Here is an 18,564-nt window from a genome sequence, read left to right as displayed (position 1 = left end):
GAGGCAGCGCTGGGGTCAGCCTCCGAGGAGCGGCGACATCAGGCGGGCGATCCGGCTGTCGCGGCGGGTCAGCTTCTCTTCGGTGTCGGCGACGGTCATCGCCCGCAGGCCCGCGTTGATGCCCAGCCAGCGCAACGGCTCCGGCTCCCAGCGGGGCGAGCGATGGTCCACCCAGGGGAGGTGGATGAGCGGAGTGTCGCGACGGAGGATGAGGTCCGTCAGTGTCCGGCCGGCCAGGTTCGTCGTACTGACGCCGTCGCCGACATAACCGCCGGCCCACGCCAAGCCCGACTCGTGATCGATCCCGACCGACGCGCACCAGTCCCGCGGTACGCCGAGCGCCCCTCCCCACGCATGCGTGAAGGCAACGTCATCGAGTCCGTCGAAGAGATCGCGCAAGGTGGCCTGCAACGCGGCAAACACCCGCGGCTCCTCATCGAAGGACGGCTTGACCCGGGACCGGAAGTGGTACGGCGCCCCGCGCCCGCCGAAGGCCAGCCGCCCATCAGCCGTCCGCTGCCCATAGATCACCAGATGCCGGTGATCGCTGAACGTCGGCCGATCCGCCAGCCCGATCCGCTCCCATGTCGCCGCACTCAACGGCTCCGTTGCCACCATCAACGAATAGACCGGCGCCAATGTCCGAGCTTCACCGGCAAGCGACGGCGTGAATCCCTCAGTAGCCCGGACGACCACCTCGGCCCGCACCGCCCCGTACGCCGTACGCGCAACCCCACCCGCAATGGAAACCACCGGAGTGTGCTCATGAATAGTCACCCCGAGCCCCTCCACCACGGCTGCCAGCCCCCGCACCAACTTGCCCGGATGAATCGCAGCGCAATGCGGCGTAAACGTTGCCCCCAGCACCTTCGTCGCCCGCACCTGCTCCGCGACCTCATCAGGCTCCAGGAACCGCAGATCCCCCGGCCCCCACTCTCCGGCCGCCGCCACCTCAGCCCGAGCCCGAGCCAGCTGAGCCGCCGATCGAGCCAGCACGATCGTCCCGCCCTTGTGGTAATCGCAGTCGATGCCCTCAAGAGCACTGACCCGACCCACCTCGTTCACCGACCCCTGCATGGCCAGATGCATCGCGATCGCCGACTCCCGGCTCGACCCCGGCAGCGAGGCCAGCCGATGCGAAGACACCGGGAACAACGCCGAACACCAACCACCGTTGCGCCCCGAGGCGCCGAAGCCGGCAGTCGCGGCCTCCAGCACGACAATCCGCAGCGACGGATCAGCCTTGGCCAGGTAATAGGCAGTCCACAGCCCGGTGTACCCGGCCCCGACGATCGCCACGTCGGCATCCCGGTCGCCCGCCAGCCCCGGCCGCTCGACCACAGGTGCCGCGGCCGAGCTCCACAGGATCAGCGCACACCCCACGAGTAGGTCTGCTTGACCAGCTTCAGGTACACAAAGGTCTCAGTACCCTTCACGCCCTTGATCGAACGCACCCGTTCCGACAGCACCCGCAGCAGTTGCTCGTCGCTCTCGCAGAGCACCTCGGCCAGCAGGTCGAACGAGCCGGCCGTGATCACGACGTACTCGATCTCGTCCATCGCCGCGAGTTCGTCGGCGATCGGCTCGAGCGCCCCCTCGGCCTTGATCCCGATCATCGCCTGCCGGGCGAACCCCATCTCCAGCGGATCGGTGACGGCGACGACCTGCATGATGCCGGCCTCGGTCAGCCGCTGGACGCGTTGCCGGACCGCGGCCTCGGACAGCCCGACCGCCTTGCCGATCGCGGCGTACGACCTGCGCCCGTCGACCTGGAGCTCGCGGATGATCGCCTTGGCGGTGTCGTCGAGCAGTACAGCGTTCTTTTCGGGGTTCCCCGTGCGTCCGGTCACCTGCAGATCCTGTCAGCGTCACCGGGGGTAAGCAAGCACGAGTATCGGAATCCGTTGCGAAATGAGCATCCAACTGCGGAATCCCTTGTCTTGACGGAAACCGTTTGACAGTATCGCCCGCTAACAGACCCAGACAGGGAGGTCCGGATGAGCTCTCGTCCCCAGCCTGTGATCGGGCGCCGGGCCCTTCTCCGCGGGGCCGCGCTCGGGCTGGGCGCCGCCGGCCTGCTCAACGGCTGCGGCATCCCGGCCGCGAAGCAGAGCGCCGGCAGTTGCGTCAGTACGGACAGGTCGGCGACCGAGAAGGCGCTGATCTTCTCCAACTGGCCGAGCTACATGGACGAGTCGGACGAGAAGGTCAACGGCAAGACCGTGCTGCCGACGCTGGAGGAGTTCGAGAAGAAGTCCGGCGTCCAGGTCACGTACACCGCCGACGTCAACGACAACTCCGAGTTCTACGCGAAGGTGCGGGACCAGCTCGGCGCCTGTCAGCCCTGCGGCCGCGACATCTTCGTGCTGACCGACTGGATGGCCGCTCGCACGGTCGGCCTGGGCTGGATCCAGCAGCTCGACCACGCCAAGATCCCGAACGTCGATGCCAACCTGCTCAAGCAGCTGAAGGCGCCGCGCTGGGATCCGAACCGCGACTTCAGCGTGCCGTGGCAGTCGGGGCTCACCGGCATCGCCTACAACGCGAAGTACACGAAGGAGGTCGGCAGTTTCGCCGACCTGCTCACCCGTGGGGATCTCAAGGGCAAGGTCACCATGCTGTCGGAGATGCCGGACACGATGTCGTTCATGCTCCGGCTGGTCGGCGCCGACCCGAACAAGTTCGACGACGCCGCCTGGAGCAAGGCGCTCGACAAACTCAGTGGGTACGTCGCGTCCGGGCAGGTCCGCCGCTTCACCGGCAACGACTACGTGCAGGACCTGAACGCCGGCAACATCGTCGCCTGCCAGGCCTGGTCGGGTGACGTCCTGGCGCTCCAGGCGGACAATCCGGACGTCAAGTTCGTCGTACCGGAAGAGGGTCTGGCGCTCTGGTCGGACAACATGCTGGTGCCGAACAAGGCGACGCACAAAGCGAACGCCGAGGCGCTGATGAACTACTACTACGACCCGGAGGTCGCCGCCACGCTGGCGGCCTGGGTGAACTACATCTGTCCGGTCGAGGGCGCCCGGAAGGCGATGGAGAAGGTCGATCCCGAGCTGGTCGACAGCCCGCTGATCTTCCCTGACACCGAAGTGCTCGAGAAGACCTTCGCGTTCATGCCGCTGGACACGGCCAAGGCGAAGCTCTACGAAACCGACTTCAACCTCGCGATCGGGGGCTGACCGCCAATGACCGTCACCGAAAAGGACACAGTCGCCGGTACCACCGCAGGGACCAGCGATCTGGTGCTCAACGGGATCACCAAACGGTTCGCGACCTTCACGGCCGTGAACGATCTGGATCTGACCGTGCCGCAGGGCGAGTTCTTCGCGTTGCTCGGACCGTCCGGCTGCGGCAAGACGACGACGCTGCGGATGGTCGCCGGGCTGGAGGAACCGACCAGCGGGACGATCAGTCTCGGCGAGCAGAACATCACCGGCCTGCGACCGTACAAGCGGCCGGTCAACACCGTCTTCCAGAACTATGCGCTCTTCCCGCACCTGGACATCTTCGAGAACGTCGCCTTCGGGCTGCGTCGCCGCAAGGTCAAGGACGTGAAGCAGAAGGTCGACGAGATGCTCGAGCTGGTCGAGCTCGGCACGTATGGCAAGCGCAAGCCCGGCCAGTTGTCCGGTGGCCAGCAGCAACGAGTCGCGCTGGCGCGTGCGCTGATCAACCGGCCGCAGGTGCTGCTGCTCGACGAGCCGCTGGGTGCGCTCGACCTGAAGCTGCGGCGGCAGATGCAGATCGAGCTGAAACGGATCCAGACCGAGGTCGGCATCACCTTCGTGCACGTCACGCACGACCAGGAAGAAGCGATGACGATGGCCGACACGATCGCCGTGATGAACGGTGGCGTGATCGAGCAGCTGGGGTCGCCGGCGGAGTTGTACGACCTGCCGGCGACGACGTTCGTCGCGAACTTCCTCGGGCAGTCGAACCTGGTCCGGGCCAGGATCGTCAGCCAGGCGGACGGCAACCTGGTCGTCGACGTGCAGGGCGGCAAGGTCGTCGTACCGGTTCCACGGTGCCGGGTGACCGAGGGCGACGTGTGGATGGGGATCAGGCCGGAGAAGGTCTTCCTCGCGCCGTCGGGGTCGGAGGACGACAGTGGCTCGAACGTGCTGCGGTCGGCCGTGGTGACGGATGTGAGCTATATCGGGGTGAGTACGCAGTACCTGGCGAAGCTGCCGTGGGGGCAGGAGCTGACGGTGTTCGAGCAGAACACCGGTGCCCGGGAGGCGTTGAAGGTCGGCGACTCCGTCGATCTGCACTGGCAGCCGTCGCACACGTTCGTCCTCGACGCGGCGCAGGACGCGCTGGCCGGTGTCGAGGACATCGCGGACGCGGGATGAGCGCCCTCGGCCAACTCCCGGGGCCGGCAGCCGGTACTACGGCCGGTACGCCGCCTGCCGCCGTGGAGCCTGAGCGCAAAGGCCGCAGCCTGACGGGGTACCTGCTGCTGGCGCCCGGTGCGCTGTGGTTGTTGCTGTTCTTCGTCGTGCCGATCGTGTCGCTGCTCGCGGCCAGCCTGTACGACCCGAACGGCTCGATCGAGGCCGGCTTCAAGATGACGTGGAGCTTCCACAACTATGTGGACGCGCTCGCCGACTATGCCCGGCCGTTCGCGCGATCGCTGTGGTACTCCTTGCTGACCACGGCTTTCTGCCTGCTGCTCGGCTATCCACTGGCCTATGCGATCGCGTTCAAGGCGGGTCGCTGGAAGAACATCATGCTGGCGCTGGTGATCGCGCCGTTCTTCACCAGCTTCCTGATCCGCACGCTGTCGTGGAAGCTGCTGCTCAGCGACAACGGCTTCGTCGTGGACTTCCTCAAGACGGTCCACATCCTCGGCTCGGACGGCCGGCTGCTCGCCACGACCGCCGCGGTGGTCACCGGCCTCACGTACAACTTCCTGCCGTTCATGATCCTGCCGCTCTACGCCAGCCTGGAGAAGATCGATCACCGCCTGATCGAGGCCGGTGGCGATCTCTTCGCGGGGCCGTTCACCACCTTCCGCACGGTGACCTTGCCGCTCTCGATGCCGGGCGTCGTGGCCGGGACGCTGCTGACCTTCATCCCGGCCGCGGGTGACTACATCAACGCGCAGCTGCTCGGTACGCCGAAGCAGCGGATGATCGGCAACGACATCCAGCGCCTCTTCGCCGCCGGCGCCTACCCGACGGCCGCCGCGCTCTCGGTCACGCTGATGGCCGCGATCGTCGTCCTCGTTCTCTTCTATGTCCGCCGCGCCGGGACGGAGGAGCTGGTATGACCAGGCTGAGTCTGACTGGTTTGGGCCGCTGGATCGGTCGTCACCTGATCCTCTTCCTCGGGCTGCTGGTCCTGCTGTACCTCTTCGCGCCGATCTTCGTCGTGATCCTGATGTCGTTCAACGCGCCCAAGAGCAAGCTGTCCTACACCTTCGACGGCTTCACCTGGGAGAACTGGCAGCACCCGTGCCGCCCGTTCGGGCTGTGTGACGCGGTGGGCAAGAGCCTGCAGATCGGCCTGGCCGCCACCGTGATCGCGACCGCGCTCGGCACGCTGATGGCGTTCGCGATGGTACGTCAGCGCTTCCGCGGCCGGTCCGCGACCAACCTGTTCATCTTCCTGCCGATGGCGTCTCCGGAGATCGTGCTCGGCTCCTCTCTACTCGCGTTGTTCGTGTCGTCCGGTTTCGGCGGCCGGCTCGGCTTCTGGACGATCCTGATCGCGCACGTGATGTTCTGCCTGTCGTTCGTCGTCGTCACCGTGAAGGCGCGGCTGTCCGGGATGGACTCACGGCTCGAACAGGCGGCGATGGATCTGTACGCCAACGAGTGGCAGACGTTCTGGCGGATCACCTTCCCGCTCGTCTTCCCCGGCATCATGGCCGCCGCCCTGCTCAGCTTCTCGCTGTCCTTCGACGACTTCATCATCACCAACCTCAACGCCGGCACCACGGTCACCTTCCCGATGTTCGTCTGGGGCTCCGCCCAACGCGACCTGCCACCCCAGATCAACGTCGTCGGTACTGCGATGTTCCTCCTCGCTCTCTTCCTGGTACTGGGCGGCGAGCTGGCCCGCCGCCGACGAAACGCCCGCGCTCGGTGAGCGAGCCGCCCGTGCTCGCCTTGCGAGACGCCCAGCCCCGTGTCTTCTGGCTGGACGACCCGGCCGCCCCGGAACCGGCTGAACAGCTCATCGGGGAACATACAGCAGACCTGGCGATCGTCGGCGGCGGCTACACCGGCCTGTGGACAGCGCTCCGGGCCAAGGAACGCTACCCATCGCTGGACGTCGTCGTCCTGGAGGCGTCGACTTGTGGCAGCGCGGCGAGCGGTCGCAACGGCGGCTTCTGCGACGCCAGCCTGACGCACGGCTTCGGCAACGGCCAGGCCCGCTGGCCGGACGAGTTGCCGTTGCTGGAGCGACTCGGTGAAGAGAACCTGGAAGCGATCGGCGCGACCATCGCGAAGTACGGAATCGACTGCGGCTGGGAGCGTACCGGCGAACTGACCGTCGCAACCGCGCCCCATCACCTGGAAGGCCTGGCCGAGGAGGCAGCGGCCCGACAGGCACTCGGTCACAAGGTCTCGCTCCTCGACGCGGACGAAGTCAGAGCCGAGGTGAACTCCCCGACCTACCTGGGCGCCCTGGCCGACCACTCCGGCACCGCACTGATCGAACCCGCACACCTCGCCTGGGGACTTCGGCGCGCTTGCCTCGACCTCGGCGTCCGCATCCACGAGCACTCACCCGTCACCGCACTCCGCGGCAACTTGTTGCGCACGGCAACCGGTTCGGTGCGCGCAGGCCGAGTCGCCCTTGCCACCAACGCCTTCCCGTCCTTACTCCGGCGCCTACGCCTGTACACCGTGCCTGTCTACGACTTGGTCCTCACGACGGAGCCGCTGTCGGCTCAGCAGCTGAGCGAGATCGGCTGGCGCGGCCGCCAAGGCATCGGTGACGCCTCCAACCTCTTCCACTACTACCGCCTGACCCGCGACAACCGCATCCTCTGGGGCGGCTACACACCCCTGTACTACTTCGGCAGCCGAATCGACCCAGCCCTGGAACAACGCGACACCATCCACGAGATGCTCGCCCGCCACTTCTTCACCACCTTCCCCCAGCTGGAAGGCCTCCGCTTCACCCACCGCTGGGGCGGTGTCATCGACACCAGCACCCGCTTCTGCGCCTTCTTCGGCACAGCGTCCGAAGGCCGCATCGCCTACGCCCTCGGCTACACCGGCCTGGGTGTAGCCGCCACCCGCTTCGGCGCCGACGTCATGCTCGACCTCCTGTACGCCGAGAAGACCGAACGTACGGAACTCAAGATGGTCCGCGAACGCCCGCTACCGTTCCCGCCGGAGCCGATCCGATCAGCCGGCATCCACCTGACCAGATGGTCGATGGCCCACGCGGACTCCCACGCGGGCCATCGCAACCTCTGGCTCAGAACCCTCGACCGTATGGGTCTCGGGTTCGACTTCTAGAGCTTGGTCTCCGCCTCGGTCAGGACCGAGCGGAGGATCTGCTCCATCTCGTCGAAGTGCGACTGGTCGCAGATCAGTGGCGGGGACAGCTGGATGACGGGGTCGCCGCGGTCGTCGGCGCGGCAGTAGAGGCCGGCGTCGAAGAGGGCCTTGGAGAGGAAGCCGCGGAGGAGGCGCTCGGACTCCTCGTCGTTGAAGGTCTCCTTGGTGGTCTTGTCCTTGACCAGTTCGATGCCGTAGAAGTACCCGTCACCGCGGACGTCGCCGACCAGAGGCAGGTCGAGCAGTTTCTCGAGCGTCGCACGGAACTCCCCCTCGGTGTCCCGGACGTGTTCGTTGATGCCCTCACGCTCGAAGATGTCGAGGTTCGTGAGCGCGACGGCCGCGGAGACGGGATGGCCCCCGAAGGTGTAGCCGTGGGCGAACGACGTGTTGCCCTGCAGGAACGGCTCCATCAGCCGGTCCGTGGCGATCATCGCGCCCAACGGGGCATAGCCGGAGGTGAGACCCTTCGCGCAGGTGATCATGTCCGGCTGGTAGCCGTACCGCTCGGCGCCGAACATGTGGCCGAGCCGGCCGTACGCGCAGATCACCTCGTCGGAGACGAGCAGTACGTCGTACTCGTCGCAGATCTCGCGGACCCGCTCGAAGTAGCCGGGCGGGGGCGGGAAGCAGCCGCCGGCGTTCTGGACCGGTTCGAGGAAGACGGCCGCGACGGTGCTGGGGCCTTCGTTCTCGATCGCGACGGCGATCTGGTCGGCGGCCCAGCGGCCGAACGCGACCGGGTCGTCGCCGTGGATCGGGGCGCGGTAGATGTTCGTGTTCGGCACCCGGAAGGTGCTCGGTACCAGTGGCTCGAACTGCTGCTTGAGCTCCGGCAGGCCGGTGATCGAGAGCGCGCCGTGGGTGGTGCCGTGGTACGCGATGGCGCGGCTGATCACCTTGTGCTTCATCGGCTTGCCGGTCAACTTGAAATAGTTCTTCGCGAGCTTCCAGGCGGTCTCGACGGCCTCGCCGCCACCACTGGTGAAGAAGACGCGGTTGAGGTCGCCCGGCGCGTAGCTGGCGACCCGCTCGGCGAGCTCGATCGACTTCGGGTGCGCGTAGGACCAGAGCGGGAAGAACGCCAGCTCGGAGGCCTGCTTGGCCGCGGCCTCGGCGAGCTCGGTGCGGCCGTGGCCGAGTTGGCTGACGAACAGGCCGGCCAATCCGTCGAGGTAGCGCTTGCCGCGGGCGTCGTAGATGTACGCGCCGTCGCCGCGGACGATGACCGGTACCTCGGCTGTCTCGTAGCTGCCCATCCTGCTGAAGTGCAGCCACAGGTGGTCGCGCGCGGACTGCTGCAACCGGTCGAAGGCGGCGTCGTCAAGGCCGTCGGACGTCATCATCGTTTTCCCCATCTCAAGCTGGCCGTTCCCGCCATCCTGCCCGCCAGCCCGACGCCTGGCAAGTGATTTCGTTCCCGTGTGGCCTATATCCTGCCGATCTCCTCGGTTGAGAACACCATCTGATTCGGATTCCGCACTACGAGAGGATGACTCCGTGGACACCCTCTTCACCAACGGCTCCCTGTTCGACGGCCGTGCACGCCAACCGGGCTGGTCGGCCGTGGTCAGCGAGGGCCGGATCATTGCAGCCGGCCCCGGACCACAGCCCAGCCCCGGCGCCACCAGTGCGGCCAGCTCCGCCCGCCTCTCCTGTCTTCTCGATCACTTCGGTCTGCGCGCAGCGCAGACCGAAGTGATCGATCTTGCCGGTGGCCTCTTGCTGCCCGGCTTCGTCGATGCGCACGTGCACCCCGTGCAGGGCGGACTTGAACGCGCTCGCTGCGACCTCTCGCCGCTCTCGGGTCGCGCAGCAACGCTCGCGGCGATCTCGGCGTACGCCGAAGCGAACCCTGGTGTGGAGTGGATTCTTGGGGGTGGGTGGCATCAGCCCGACTATCCGGGTGGTGCGCCGCTGGCGGCCGACCTTGACGCGATCGTCGGCGACCGACCGGTCTTCCTCGCCAACGCCGACCATCACGGCGCCTGGGTCAACTCGCGTGCTCTCGAGCTGGCCGGCATCGACGCCCGTACGCCGGACCCCGCCGACGGCCGGATCGAACGCGACCCCGACGGCAACCCCACCGGCACCCTCCACGAAGGCGCCATGGACCTGGTCGGCCACCTCGTCCCACCGACAACCCACGATGAGCAGGTCGCCGCCCTCCTCGGAGCCCAGGCGTACCTCCACTCCTTCGGCATCACCGGCTGGCAGGACGCGATCTTCGGCGACTACGCCAACCTCGACGACTCAACCCCCGCATACGTCGAGCTAGCCAACGACGGCCGCCTCACCGCCCGAGTGAACGGAGCCCTCTGGTGGCGCCGCGACCTGGGCGCCGAGCAACTCCCATCCCTGATCGAACGCCGCGACGCCCTCCAACACCCACGCCTCCGAGCCGGCAGCGTCAAGATCATGCAAGACGGCGTCGCCGAGAACTTCACCGCCGGCCTGCTCGACCCGTACTACGACGGCTGCGGCTGCCGAACCACCAACGCCGGCCTCTTCTTCGTCGACCCCATCGCCCTGCGCGACCACATCACCGCCCTCGACAAAGCCGGCTTCCAGGTCCACGTCCACGCGATCGGCGACCGTGCGGTCCGCGAAGCACTCGACGCCTTCGAAGCGACAAAAGCAGCGAACGGCGACACCGACCGACGCCACCACATCGCCCACCTGCAAGTCATCCACCCCGACGACGTCGGCCGGTTCGCCGCGTTGAACGTGACAGCCAACCTGCAGGCGCTGTGGGCGGCCCATGAGCCACAGATGGACGAGTTGACCATCCCGTTCCTCGGTCCGGAGCGGACCCGGTGGCAGTACCCGTTCGGTGACCTCGCGCGGTCGGGGGCACGGCTGGCGGCCGGTTCCGACTGGCCCGTTTCGAGTCCGGACCCGCTGGCCGCGGTACAGGTCGCGGTGAATCGGCGGCATCGCGATTCGGAGTACGAGCCGTTCCTCCCGGAGCAGGCGCTCGACCTGGCGACTGCGCTTGCGGCGTACACGTCGGGGAGCGCGTGGGTGAACCATGCCGACGAGACCGGGCGGATCGCTCCCGGGATGCTGGCCGACCTCGCGATCCTCGACCGCGACCCGTTCGCGCAGCCCGTCGAGGAGATCGGCGAAGCGCGGGTTGTGGCGACCTATGTCGAAGGCGATCGCGTGTATGGCGAGTGAATCCGTTGTGAGCTGCCAGTCAGGCCTACCGAATTCGTTGTGAGTCCAGTTAGGCTCCCGGGCATGCAGACGCTCTCGAATCTTGTGGATGGCAAGCCGGCCGGCGCGCTCGGCGGCGCGACCTACGACGTGATCGACCCGACGACGGGTGAGGTCTACGCGCAGGCGCCGAAGTCCGGGGTGGAGGATGTCGACGCCGCGATGCGGGCGGCGGACCGCGCCTTCGAGACCTGGCGGGACACGACGCCGGCGGAGCGGCAGCGGATGCTGCTGAAGATCGCGGACGCGCTGGAGACGCGCGCCGACGAGTTCACCCGGGTCGAGAGTCAGAACACGGGCAAGCCGCTCGCGCTGACGGCTTCGGAGGAGTTGCCGCCGTGCGTGGATCAGCTGCGGTTCTTCGCCGGGGCGGCGCGCGTGCTGGAGGGGCGGTCGGCCGGGGAGTACATGGCCGGGCATACGTCGTGGATCCGGCGGGAGCCGATCGGGGTCGTCGGTCAGGTGACGCCGTGGAACTACCCGCTGATGATGGCGATCTGGAAGATCGCGCCGGCGCTGGCGGCGGGCAACACGATCGTGCTGAAGCCGAGCGACACGACGCCGGCGTCGACGGTGTTGCTGGCCGAGCTGTGCAACGAGTTCTTGCCGCCGGGAGTGTTCAACGTCGTCTGCGGTGATCGCGACACCGGGCGTGCGCTGGTGGATCACGAGGTCCCGCAGCTGGTTGCGATCACCGGCTCGGTGCGGGCGGGGATGGAGGTCGCGTCGGCCGCGGCCCGGCAGCTCAAGCGCACTCATCTCGAGCTCGGTGGCAAGGCTCCGGTCGTCGTCTTCGATGACGCTGACCTCGAAGCGGCCGCTGAGGCGATCGCCGTCGCGGGCTACTTCAATGCGGGCCAGGACTGCACCGCCGCGACCCGGGTCCTCGCCGGACCGCGCATCCACGACGACTTCGTCGCGGCGCTGACCGATCAGGCTCGCGCGACCAAGACCGGGCGGCCGGAGGACGATGTCGCGTACGGCGCTCTGAACAACGCCGACCAGCTCAGCCGGGTCAGCGGCTTCATCGACCGCCTCCCCGACCACGCCGCTTTGCAGACCGGCGGCAACGCGGTCGGCGACCGCGGCTACTTCTACGAGCCGACGGTCGTCTCAGGGTTGAAGCAGGACGACGAGGCCATCCAGCAGGAGATCTTCGGCCCGGTCATCACCGTCCAGCGCTTCACCGACGAGGCCGAAGCCCTCCGCTGGGCCAACGGTGTCGACTACGGCCTCGCCTCCTCGGTCTTCACCCGCGACCACGGCCGGGCGATGCGGATGGCCCGCCGCCTCGACTTCGGCTGCGTCTGGATCAACACGCACATCCCGATCGTCGCCGAGATGCCCCACGGCGGCTTCAAGAACTCCGGCCACGGCAAGGACCTCTCCATGTACGGCCTAGAGGACTACACCCGCATCAAACACGTGATGTCGAACATCGAGATCTGATCACCCGACCCGTCCTCCGGCCGTCACCCCAACTCGCCCGGCCACTGGCAGGTTCTTCGCCCGCTGGCGTGAAGCATCACGCCAGCGGCACCAAAACCTGCCAGCAACCCAAACCACTCGCCACCCCTGCAGCAGCCTGGTGTCAGCGGTAGGCGTCGAGCTTGGCGCTGACCTTGTCGAAGACGGCCTGCTCGTGTGCCTTGGGGGCGTAGACGACTATCTCGTTGAAGCCGATTGACTCGTAGCGTTCGACCAGGCGGGCGAAGCCGTCTTCGGATGCCCATGGGTCGATCTGCCCGTAGGCGAGCAGGACTCGGCGGATCTGCCGGCCGGCGAGGCCTGCGTCGAGCGTCTTCGCGCGTTCGATCGACTTCGCGTAGAACTCCTCCTCGGTCGCGGCGCCGGGGAAGGTCACCCAGCCGTCCGCGTGGGCCGCGACGACGGCGAGTGCGCGCGGGGCATTCGCGGCGACGATCAGGGGCAGGCGCTCTTGGATGGTCCCGGGCGTCATCGCGGCCAGCGTGTACGGGTAGTACGGACCGTCGTGGTCGCTGACATCGCCTGACAGCAGCCGCTCCACGACGGCGACGAACTCGGCCAGCCGGTCGGTACGCTCGCGCGCGGTCCAGACCGGCGTACCGGCCATCCCGTGGTCGGTCGGCCAGACTCCCGAACCGATACCGAGGTCGAACCGTCCGCCGGAGATGTGATCGAGCGTGGTGGCCGCCTTGGCCAGCACCGTCGGCTGCCGGAACACCATGTTCGCAATCAGCAACCCAACCCGGATCCGACTGGTAGTCGCCGCCCACCCAGCGATGACAGTCGGCCCGTCATGCACCGGGATCGCGGCATCACGCGGATTGCGCAGGTTGTCGCCAGTCCACAGCCCATCGAACCCAACCGACTCGGCAACCTTCGCCCACCGCGCCGCGTCCTCCCACCCAGCCGGATTCACCTTGAGCCCGAAGCGCATTCTCGTACCCCTCCCGAAGTCCTGTTTCCACCACCCTCGCACGCCATCAGTCCGCAACCCCGAGAACCCGCCCCCAACCCCAAAACCCTGCCCACAAGCGCGAAACCCTGCCCGGGAAGACCCCCGGCACGTGACCAGTGGTCTACTCGGTTTGCTCCATCCCACCCCCGCCACACAGAAGGCAAAGGTTCTCATCGCATGACCCACCTAGCTTTCGATGGCGGCCAATCAGCCCTCCGCCTCCGAGTCCTCCCCACCCGCACCACAGCCGAAGGCCCCGGCCACACCCACACCCCCCACAGCCTCCAGGCCACCCTCACCGCCATCCGCCAAACAGCCACCCAGGCCGGCATCCCCGAGCAACTCCCAACCCCCTCCGCCGCCACAGCCCCCGCACCCACCACCTCCACGGAGGCCGCCTCGTCCGCCGGGTTCGGCGGGTGGGAGGGGGTTGAGGTTGTCGCCCTCGGGCTGACCGGATTCCCCCAGGATCCGGTCGCCGCGCGACAACTGGCGGCCGGGATTGCGGAGGTGTTGCAGGCGAAGGAGGTGCGGCTGACGCAGGACATGGTGACTGCTCATGCGGGCGCTCTGCCCGGTGGGTACGGGGTGGTGGTTGCGGCGGGGACCGGGTTGGTCTGCTTGGCGGTGGACCGGGACGGGGCTTGGTACAAGGTGGATGGGCATGGATATCTGTTCGGCGACGCGGGGAGTGCGTTCGCGATCGGGCGCGCGGGGCTGGTCGCAGTACAGCGAGCAAGGGACGGGCGTGGGCCTGCAACCACGCTTGCCGAGACGGCGGTCGACCCCATCGCGCTCTACCCGTCGCCGACCCTGGTGGATGACGTCGCGCGGTTCGCTCCGGAAGTACTGCGGTGTGCCGCCGAGCAAGACCCCATCGCCCAGAACATCGTCACCAGCGCAGTCACTGACATCGCCGAAACCATCGCCACCGCCATCGCCCAACTGTCCGGCAACGAGCCCGTCCCCGTCGCCTGTGTCGGCGGCCTCTTCGCCGGAGCCGGTGACCAACTCACTGACCCCCTCCGCGCACTCCTCCCGCACCGCGCCCACCTCGCCGAACCAGCCGGCAACTCCCTCGACGGCGCCGAACGGCTCGCCACCCAACCACCCGGCCCGTACGCCGACCTACTCGTCATCCACCGCGCCTGATGCCACCGAAGCACCCTCGCTGGATCCTTTGGGGGTGCTGCCTGTCTACTTGGTGTGCACAGGCAGATCAGCACGGGGTTGACGGCTGGAGCATTGAGAATGAGTGAGCTGCTGCTGGCAGCGGTGTCGCTGGACGTGACCCCACCACCGGGTCATCGCCTCGACGGATACGCCGCCCGTGAGGGCAACGCCACCGGTACTGCGGACCCGCTCCGCGCGACCATGATCTGGCTCAGTACGGCGGACTCGCCCGGAGTGCTCTGGCTGAGCCTGGACGCGATAGCCGTCGGCACCGAACTGGTAGCCGAACTCTCCACCGCCGCCGGAGCCGCCGCCGGCATCCCGCCCGAATGCGTCCTCGTCTGCGCCTCCCACACCCACTCGGCCCCCGCAGGCTGGTCCGGCCAAATCCACCCGGTCATCCCAGTACAACGTGAGCCCGCCCTGTACGAACCTCTGACGGCCGCCGTCGCATCGGCTGTTCTAGAGCGCCACCCAGTCCGCGCATCCTGGCGCTCGACCGAAGTCATCGGCGTCGGCACCAACCGCCACCGACGCAACGGCCCGCACGACAACACGGCCGGCATTCTAACGTTGCATTCCGTCGCCGACGGATCACTCAGCGCCGTCCTTCTCGACTTCGCCTGCCACCCCACCACCTACGGCCCCGAAAACAACCTCTACTCCGCCGACTGGCCCGGCGCCACCCGCACAACCCTCACCAGGCTGACCGAAGCACCTGTCGTGGGCTTTCTCCAAGGCGCAGCAGGTGACGTCAGCCCTCGCTTCACCCGGCAGGGGCGAGGCGCTCCCGAGGTAGCCCGCCTAGGCGGCCTGCTGGCCACCCGCGTAGCGGCGGCCATCGCCGCCCCCGGCCTCGACCTTCCCTCCGAGGCCCCGACCATCCGCCGCACCACAGTCAGCCTCAAGGTCCGCGATCTCCCCACCCCACCCGACCTGGAAGCAGTAGTCGCCACCGCCGAAGCCGGCCTCCACACCGGCCAGGACGACCCCACCCAGCGCATAGCCCAAACCCGTCTCGACGGCGCCCGAGGCCAGTCCCTGATGGCCGCCGCCAACCTCCCACTGACCCTGGACCTCCCCATCAGCGTCGTCATGCTCGGCGACGTCGCCTGGGTCCACCTCCCAATAGAACTCTTCGCCAGCCACGGCTGCTTCCTCCAAGCCGACAGCCCCCACCCCATCACCCGGGTAATCGGCTACACCGACGGCTACTACGGCTACGTAGTAGACCCAGACGCCGCCCACCACGGCACCTACGAAGCCCTCATCACCTACTTCGACCAACCCACCACCCAAACCCTCCTGACTTCAGCCACCAACCTCCTCTCCCACGAGGTGTTAGAGGGCTAGTTCGGGTTGGAGTTTTTTGGCGGGCCAGACTCGTTGTTTGCGGGCGGCCAGGGCGGAGGCGCCTAGGCCGGCCAGGAGCCAGGCGACCAGGACGAGGAGGTCCTTGCCGAGGCTGTTGCCGGGGCCGTCGTACATGAGGTGGCGGACGCCGTCGATGGCGTAGCTCATCGGGAGTACGTGGTGGAAGAAGTACAGCGGGGCGGGGATCGTCTGCCAGGGGAAGGTGCCGCCGGCGGAGACGAGCTGGATGACCATCAGGACCAGGCCGAGGAACTTGCCGACGGCTCCGAACCAGGATGAAAGAGCGTGCAGGATCGCGACGAAGGTGATCGATGTGAGCATCAGGTAGAGAACCGTCAGCAAGGGATGTGCGGTGTCGATGCCCAGCCCGAAGATGACCGCGGTGAACACCAGTGCCGCCTGGATCGAACCGAAGATTGCCGGAGGCAACCAACCGCCGAGCGCGACCCGGATCGGCGCCTGCAGGCCGGCCAGGGCTCGGGGTGACAGCGGACGTACCAGCAGGAAGAGGACGTACGCGCCGATCCAGCACGAGAGGCTGAGGAAGAACGGAGCGAGGCCGGCGCCGTAGCTGTCGGCGGTCGCCTGCGAGTCGTTCTTCAGGCCCACCGGAGCGCCGAGGGTCTCCGCCACCGCCTTGCGTGCTTCGGGTGAGGGATCCGGGATCTGCTTCGCGCCATTGGTCAGGGCTGTGTTCAACGAGCCGGCGCCGGTCTTGAGCTTGCCGACGCCCGTCGCGAGGCTGTTGACGCCCGCGAGTAGTTGGCCCTGTCCGGTGACCGCCTGCTGTTCACCCGTCGCGAGTTGCGCGGCGCCGGACTGCAGAGCGTCGACGCCCGTCTTCAACTGGCCAGCGCCTGAGTTGAGCTGCCCGGCGCCATTGGCGGCGCTCGAGATGCCGGCCGTCAGCGCCGGAGTCGCGTCGGCGAGCGTCTGCGCGCCGGTCGCCACCTGCCGCGCACCCGAGGCGAGCTGGTTGAGCTGCTTCGAGGTCGACTGGATCTTGGTGTTCGCCGTGACCACAGGGCCGCGCAGCTTGGCCGTCTCAGTCAGTACCTGGTTGATCTGCGCCTGCGTGAAGCCACGGTCCTTCAGCCGCGCGGCGAGTCCCTTGTCGAGCGCCGACAGATCCGACACCAGCGTGCTCGATGCAGTCGCCACCTCCTGCCCGATGCCTGCGATCCTCTCGTTGCCATCAGCAACTTGATCGGCGCCGTTGGCGAGCTTCCGCGTATCGGCCGGCAGGCTGGCCGTCTTGCTCTTCAAGGTCGTCAGCCCGGAGCTCAACTGGCCGGCCCCGCTGGCGAGATCGCCCGCGCCCTTCGAGGCCGTCGTGAGCCCGGTGCTCAGCTTGCTCGCGCCGGCAGACAACTGCTGCTGTGCGGTGTTGAGCTGACCAGCACCGGTCTGGAGCTTGCCGACACCAGTCGCGGCCGAGGTGAGGCCGGTCTGCAATTGACCAGCGCCGTCCGCGGCCTTGGTGATCTGCCCATGGATCGTGCTGAACCCGGCCAGCAGCTTGCTCGCCGCCGTCTCGCTCACCTGCGCCGCAACGGATTTGGTCACCTGCGCGACGACCTGATTGGCGATCGTGTGGGCGAGGTAGTTGTTGGCGTCGTTGGTCAGCAGCTCGAGATTCGCCTGCCTGGGTTCGAATTCCGCGCTCGACGCGAGGTCGGACGAGAACGACTTCGGCAGTACCAGCGCGAACTCGTACTTCCCGTTCTCCACGCCCGCCAGCGCCTCGGCCCGGTCGACCCGGTGCCAGTCGAAGCTCTTCGACTGCACGAGTTCATCGGCGACCTGCGGTCCGACGGAAAGCTTCTCGCCGGTGGACAACGTAGTACCGGCGTCTTCGACGACGACCGCCGTCGGCACCTTGTCGAGGCGGCCGTACGGGTCGTGGTTCGCGTACAGGTAGAGGCCGCCATACAGCGTCGGGACGAGGATCATCGCGATCACGGCCAGCTTGGGCAACCGCCCCGCGGTCAACCGCCGCAGCTCGCTCATCGCCATCCGGATCGAGGTCATGCTTCGTCCTTCTTCCCGTCAACCGCGGTCGCCTCTGCAGGCTCTTCGTCGTCCAGCACTGCTGTTTCTTCGACCGGCGCTTCAACTTCGGCCGGCTCCTCGACCTCGGTCGGTACTTCGTCCTCGATCGGTACTACGGGTTCGACCGGCGCCGCCGCCTCCACCTGCACCGGATCGGGCTGATTCACTGACCCAAGCTGCGCCGCCTCAACCCCCAGCAACCGCGCCGACGCGTCCGCACACGTGATCACCACGCCGTACCCGCGCGACGCCAGCTCCCGGCCCACCGCGTACCACTCGTGCGGATCTCCGCCGAGCCGATCCGGCATCGTCAGGATCACGAACTTCACCTCAGGCCGCGCCACCGTCAGCTCAGCGAGCATCTCGGTCCGCACCCCGACCGGCAGATGCTCGAACCGCCGCTCCGCGAACTCAGCCCAGTCATGCGAGTCCAGCCACGCATCAACCGCCTTGCGCCCGGCCTTGTGCCCAGCAATCGCCAGCTCCTCGCCCACGACCGTCCGCACCGGCAGTGCGTCGTCAGGCTCGGTGATCCCCGGCGTATCGACCACAGCAACCCGCTGGCGTAGTACGCGCCCAGAGGTATCGCCATCCAGCTGCACGTCCCCACCGTTCGGCTTCAGCCGCCCGGAGAGCCCCAGGGCCAATGCGACGTGCCCAGGTCCGGGATAGCCCGTCAGCAGGACCAACTGATGGTCACTGACGCTGATCGACGTCGCATGCAGCATCGGCGCGTGCGGACCCTGCACGCTGATCGCGTGAGCCTTGAGCTCCATC

At 67.6% G+C, this 18,564-nt stretch carries 15 protein-coding genes; 9 read left to right on the top strand and 6 right to left on the bottom strand.

Translation table 11 applies throughout. The features are described from left to right. Nucleotides 1-15: 15 nt before the first annotated feature. Both ABD768_RS27175 and ABD768_RS27170 read right to left on the bottom strand, forming a co-directional pair. Entirely contained in the window at nucleotides 16-1,383 is a 1,368-nt protein-coding gene (locus tag ABD768_RS27175) for an NAD(P)/FAD-dependent oxidoreductase (RefSeq protein ID WP_344845248.1), read from the bottom strand. Beyond that, nucleotides 1,368-1,850, bottom strand: a complete 483-nt coding sequence (locus tag ABD768_RS27170) for an Lrp/AsnC family transcriptional regulator (RefSeq protein ID WP_328331787.1) — start codon at nucleotides 1,848-1,850, stop codon at nucleotides 1,368-1,370. The genes ABD768_RS27175 and ABD768_RS27170 overlap by 16 nt, the downstream gene beginning before the upstream one ends. 147 nt (nucleotides 1,851-1,997) lie before the next feature. Between ABD768_RS27170 and ABD768_RS27165 the strand changes: the two genes are divergently transcribed. The 5 genes from ABD768_RS27165 to ABD768_RS27145 are packed head-to-tail and all read left to right on the top strand — an operon-like array spanning nucleotide 1,998 to nucleotide 7,484. Next, nucleotides 1,998-3,185 carry a polyamine ABC transporter substrate-binding protein gene (locus tag ABD768_RS27165; RefSeq protein ID WP_343966674.1) on the top strand — a complete coding sequence of 396 codons (1,188 nt, stop codon included), beginning with the start codon at nucleotides 1,998-2,000 and terminating at the stop codon, nucleotides 3,183-3,185. 6 nt (nucleotides 3,186-3,191) lie between these two features. Then, on the top strand, nucleotides 3,192-4,358 hold the full coding sequence (locus tag ABD768_RS27160) for an ABC transporter ATP-binding protein (RefSeq protein ID WP_344845245.1): 1,167 nt from the start codon (nucleotides 3,192-3,194) through the stop codon (nucleotides 4,356-4,358). Further along, nucleotides 4,355-5,278 carry an ABC transporter permease gene (locus ABD768_RS27155; RefSeq protein WP_344845242.1) on the top strand — a complete coding sequence of 308 codons (924 nt, stop codon included), beginning with the start codon at nucleotides 4,355-4,357 and terminating at the stop codon, nucleotides 5,276-5,278. Before ABD768_RS27160 ends, ABD768_RS27155 begins: the two co-directional genes overlap by 4 nt. Continuing rightward, entirely contained in the window at nucleotides 5,275-6,099 is an 825-nt protein-coding gene (locus ABD768_RS27150; protein ID WP_343966680.1) for an ABC transporter permease, read from the top strand. The genes ABD768_RS27155 and ABD768_RS27150 overlap by 4 nt, the downstream gene beginning before the upstream one ends. Next, nucleotides 6,096-7,484, top strand: a complete 1,389-nt coding sequence (locus ABD768_RS27145; RefSeq protein WP_344845240.1) for an NAD(P)/FAD-dependent oxidoreductase — start codon at nucleotides 6,096-6,098, stop codon at nucleotides 7,482-7,484. The genes ABD768_RS27150 and ABD768_RS27145 overlap by 4 nt, the downstream gene beginning before the upstream one ends. Here the strand turns inward: ABD768_RS27145 and ABD768_RS27140 are convergent. Continuing rightward, nucleotides 7,481-8,872 (bottom strand): aspartate aminotransferase family protein, encoded by a 1,392-nt coding sequence (locus ABD768_RS27140; protein ID WP_343966685.1) that lies wholly within the window; start codon nucleotides 8,870-8,872, stop codon nucleotides 7,481-7,483. The two genes, ABD768_RS27145 and ABD768_RS27140, sit on opposite strands and share 4 nt — an antisense overlap. A gap of 154 nt (nucleotides 8,873-9,026) precedes the next feature. On the opposite strand from ABD768_RS27140, the gene ABD768_RS27135 reads away from it, so the two are divergent. Beyond that, complete coding sequence (locus ABD768_RS27135; RefSeq protein WP_344845236.1) at nucleotides 9,027-10,706, top strand: amidohydrolase; 1,680 nt, start codon at nucleotides 9,027-9,029, stop codon at nucleotides 10,704-10,706. Nucleotides 10,707-10,769: 63 nt separating this feature from the next. After that, a complete protein-coding gene (locus tag ABD768_RS27130; protein ID WP_344845234.1) occupies nucleotides 10,770-12,194 on the top strand; it encodes a gamma-aminobutyraldehyde dehydrogenase in 1,425 nt (474 codons plus the stop codon). 142 nt (nucleotides 12,195-12,336) lie between these two features. Here ABD768_RS27130 and ABD768_RS27125 read toward each other — a convergent pair whose 3' ends face one another. Next, nucleotides 12,337-13,167 carry an LLM class flavin-dependent oxidoreductase gene (locus ABD768_RS27125; protein WP_344845231.1) on the bottom strand — a complete coding sequence of 277 codons (831 nt, stop codon included), beginning with the start codon at nucleotides 13,165-13,167 and terminating at the stop codon, nucleotides 12,337-12,339. A 198-nt stretch (nucleotides 13,168-13,365) separates the two neighbouring features. Between ABD768_RS27125 and ABD768_RS27120 the strand changes: the two genes are divergently transcribed. Continuing rightward, complete coding sequence (locus tag ABD768_RS27120; RefSeq protein WP_344845228.1) at nucleotides 13,366-14,340, top strand: N-acetylglucosamine kinase; 975 nt, start codon at nucleotides 13,366-13,368, stop codon at nucleotides 14,338-14,340. A 99-nt stretch (nucleotides 14,341-14,439) separates the two neighbouring features. Beyond that, a complete protein-coding gene (locus ABD768_RS27115; protein ID WP_344845226.1) occupies nucleotides 14,440-15,714 on the top strand; it encodes a hypothetical protein in 1,275 nt (424 codons plus the stop codon). Here the strand turns inward: ABD768_RS27115 and ABD768_RS27110 are convergent. Together ABD768_RS27110 and ABD768_RS27105 are read right to left on the bottom strand one after the other, a co-directional pair. Continuing rightward, the gene (locus ABD768_RS27110) at nucleotides 15,703-17,766 is read right to left on the bottom strand and encodes a YhgE/Pip domain-containing protein (protein WP_344845224.1); all 2,064 of its coding nucleotides are present in this window, start codon (nucleotides 17,764-17,766) and stop codon (nucleotides 15,703-15,705) included. The two genes, ABD768_RS27115 and ABD768_RS27110, sit on opposite strands and share 12 nt — an antisense overlap. Next, nucleotides 17,763-18,563: an ATP-binding cassette domain-containing protein gene (locus ABD768_RS27105; protein WP_344845222.1), complete on the bottom strand. Its 801-nt coding sequence runs from the start codon at nucleotides 18,561-18,563 to the stop codon at nucleotides 17,763-17,765. Before ABD768_RS27105 ends, ABD768_RS27110 begins: the two co-directional genes overlap by 4 nt. Nucleotide 18,564: the final 1 nt, after the last annotated feature.

The sequence above is a fragment of the Kribbella ginsengisoli genome (assembly GCF_039537185.1).
Lineage (GTDB): Bacteria > Actinomycetota > Actinomycetes > Propionibacteriales > Kribbellaceae > Kribbella > Kribbella koreensis.
Note: the sequence above shows the minus strand (reverse complement) of the source record. Positions and strands in the feature narration are given on the sequence as shown.

Coding starts and splice junctions, on each gene's coding strand:
- ABD768_RS27105 (WP_344845222.1), bottom strand. CDS start 18,563: ATGGAGCTCAAGGCTCACGCGATCAGCGTGCAGGGTCCGCACGCGCCG.
- ABD768_RS27110 (WP_344845224.1), bottom strand. CDS start 17,766: ATGACCTCGATCCGGATGGCGATGAGCGAGCTGCGGCGGTTGACCGCG.
- ABD768_RS27115 (WP_344845226.1), top strand. CDS start 14,440: ATGAGTGAGCTGCTGCTGGCAGCGGTGTCGCTGGACGTGACCCCACCA.
- ABD768_RS27125 (WP_344845231.1), bottom strand. CDS start 13,167: ATGCGCTTCGGGCTCAAGGTGAATCCGGCTGGGTGGGAGGACGCGGCG.
- ABD768_RS27165 (WP_343966674.1), top strand. CDS start 1,998: ATGAGCTCTCGTCCCCAGCCTGTGATCGGGCGCCGGGCCCTTCTCCGC.
- ABD768_RS27140 (WP_343966685.1), bottom strand. CDS start 8,872: ATGATGACGTCCGACGGCCTTGACGACGCCGCCTTCGACCGGTTGCAG.
- ABD768_RS27160 (WP_344845245.1), top strand. CDS start 3,192: ATGACCGTCACCGAAAAGGACACAGTCGCCGGTACCACCGCAGGGACC.
- ABD768_RS27155 (WP_344845242.1), top strand. CDS start 4,355: ATGAGCGCCCTCGGCCAACTCCCGGGGCCGGCAGCCGGTACTACGGCC.
- ABD768_RS27120 (WP_344845228.1), top strand. CDS start 13,366: ATGACCCACCTAGCTTTCGATGGCGGCCAATCAGCCCTCCGCCTCCGA.
- ABD768_RS27150 (WP_343966680.1), top strand. CDS start 5,275: ATGACCAGGCTGAGTCTGACTGGTTTGGGCCGCTGGATCGGTCGTCAC.
- ABD768_RS27130 (WP_344845234.1), top strand. CDS start 10,770: ATGCAGACGCTCTCGAATCTTGTGGATGGCAAGCCGGCCGGCGCGCTC.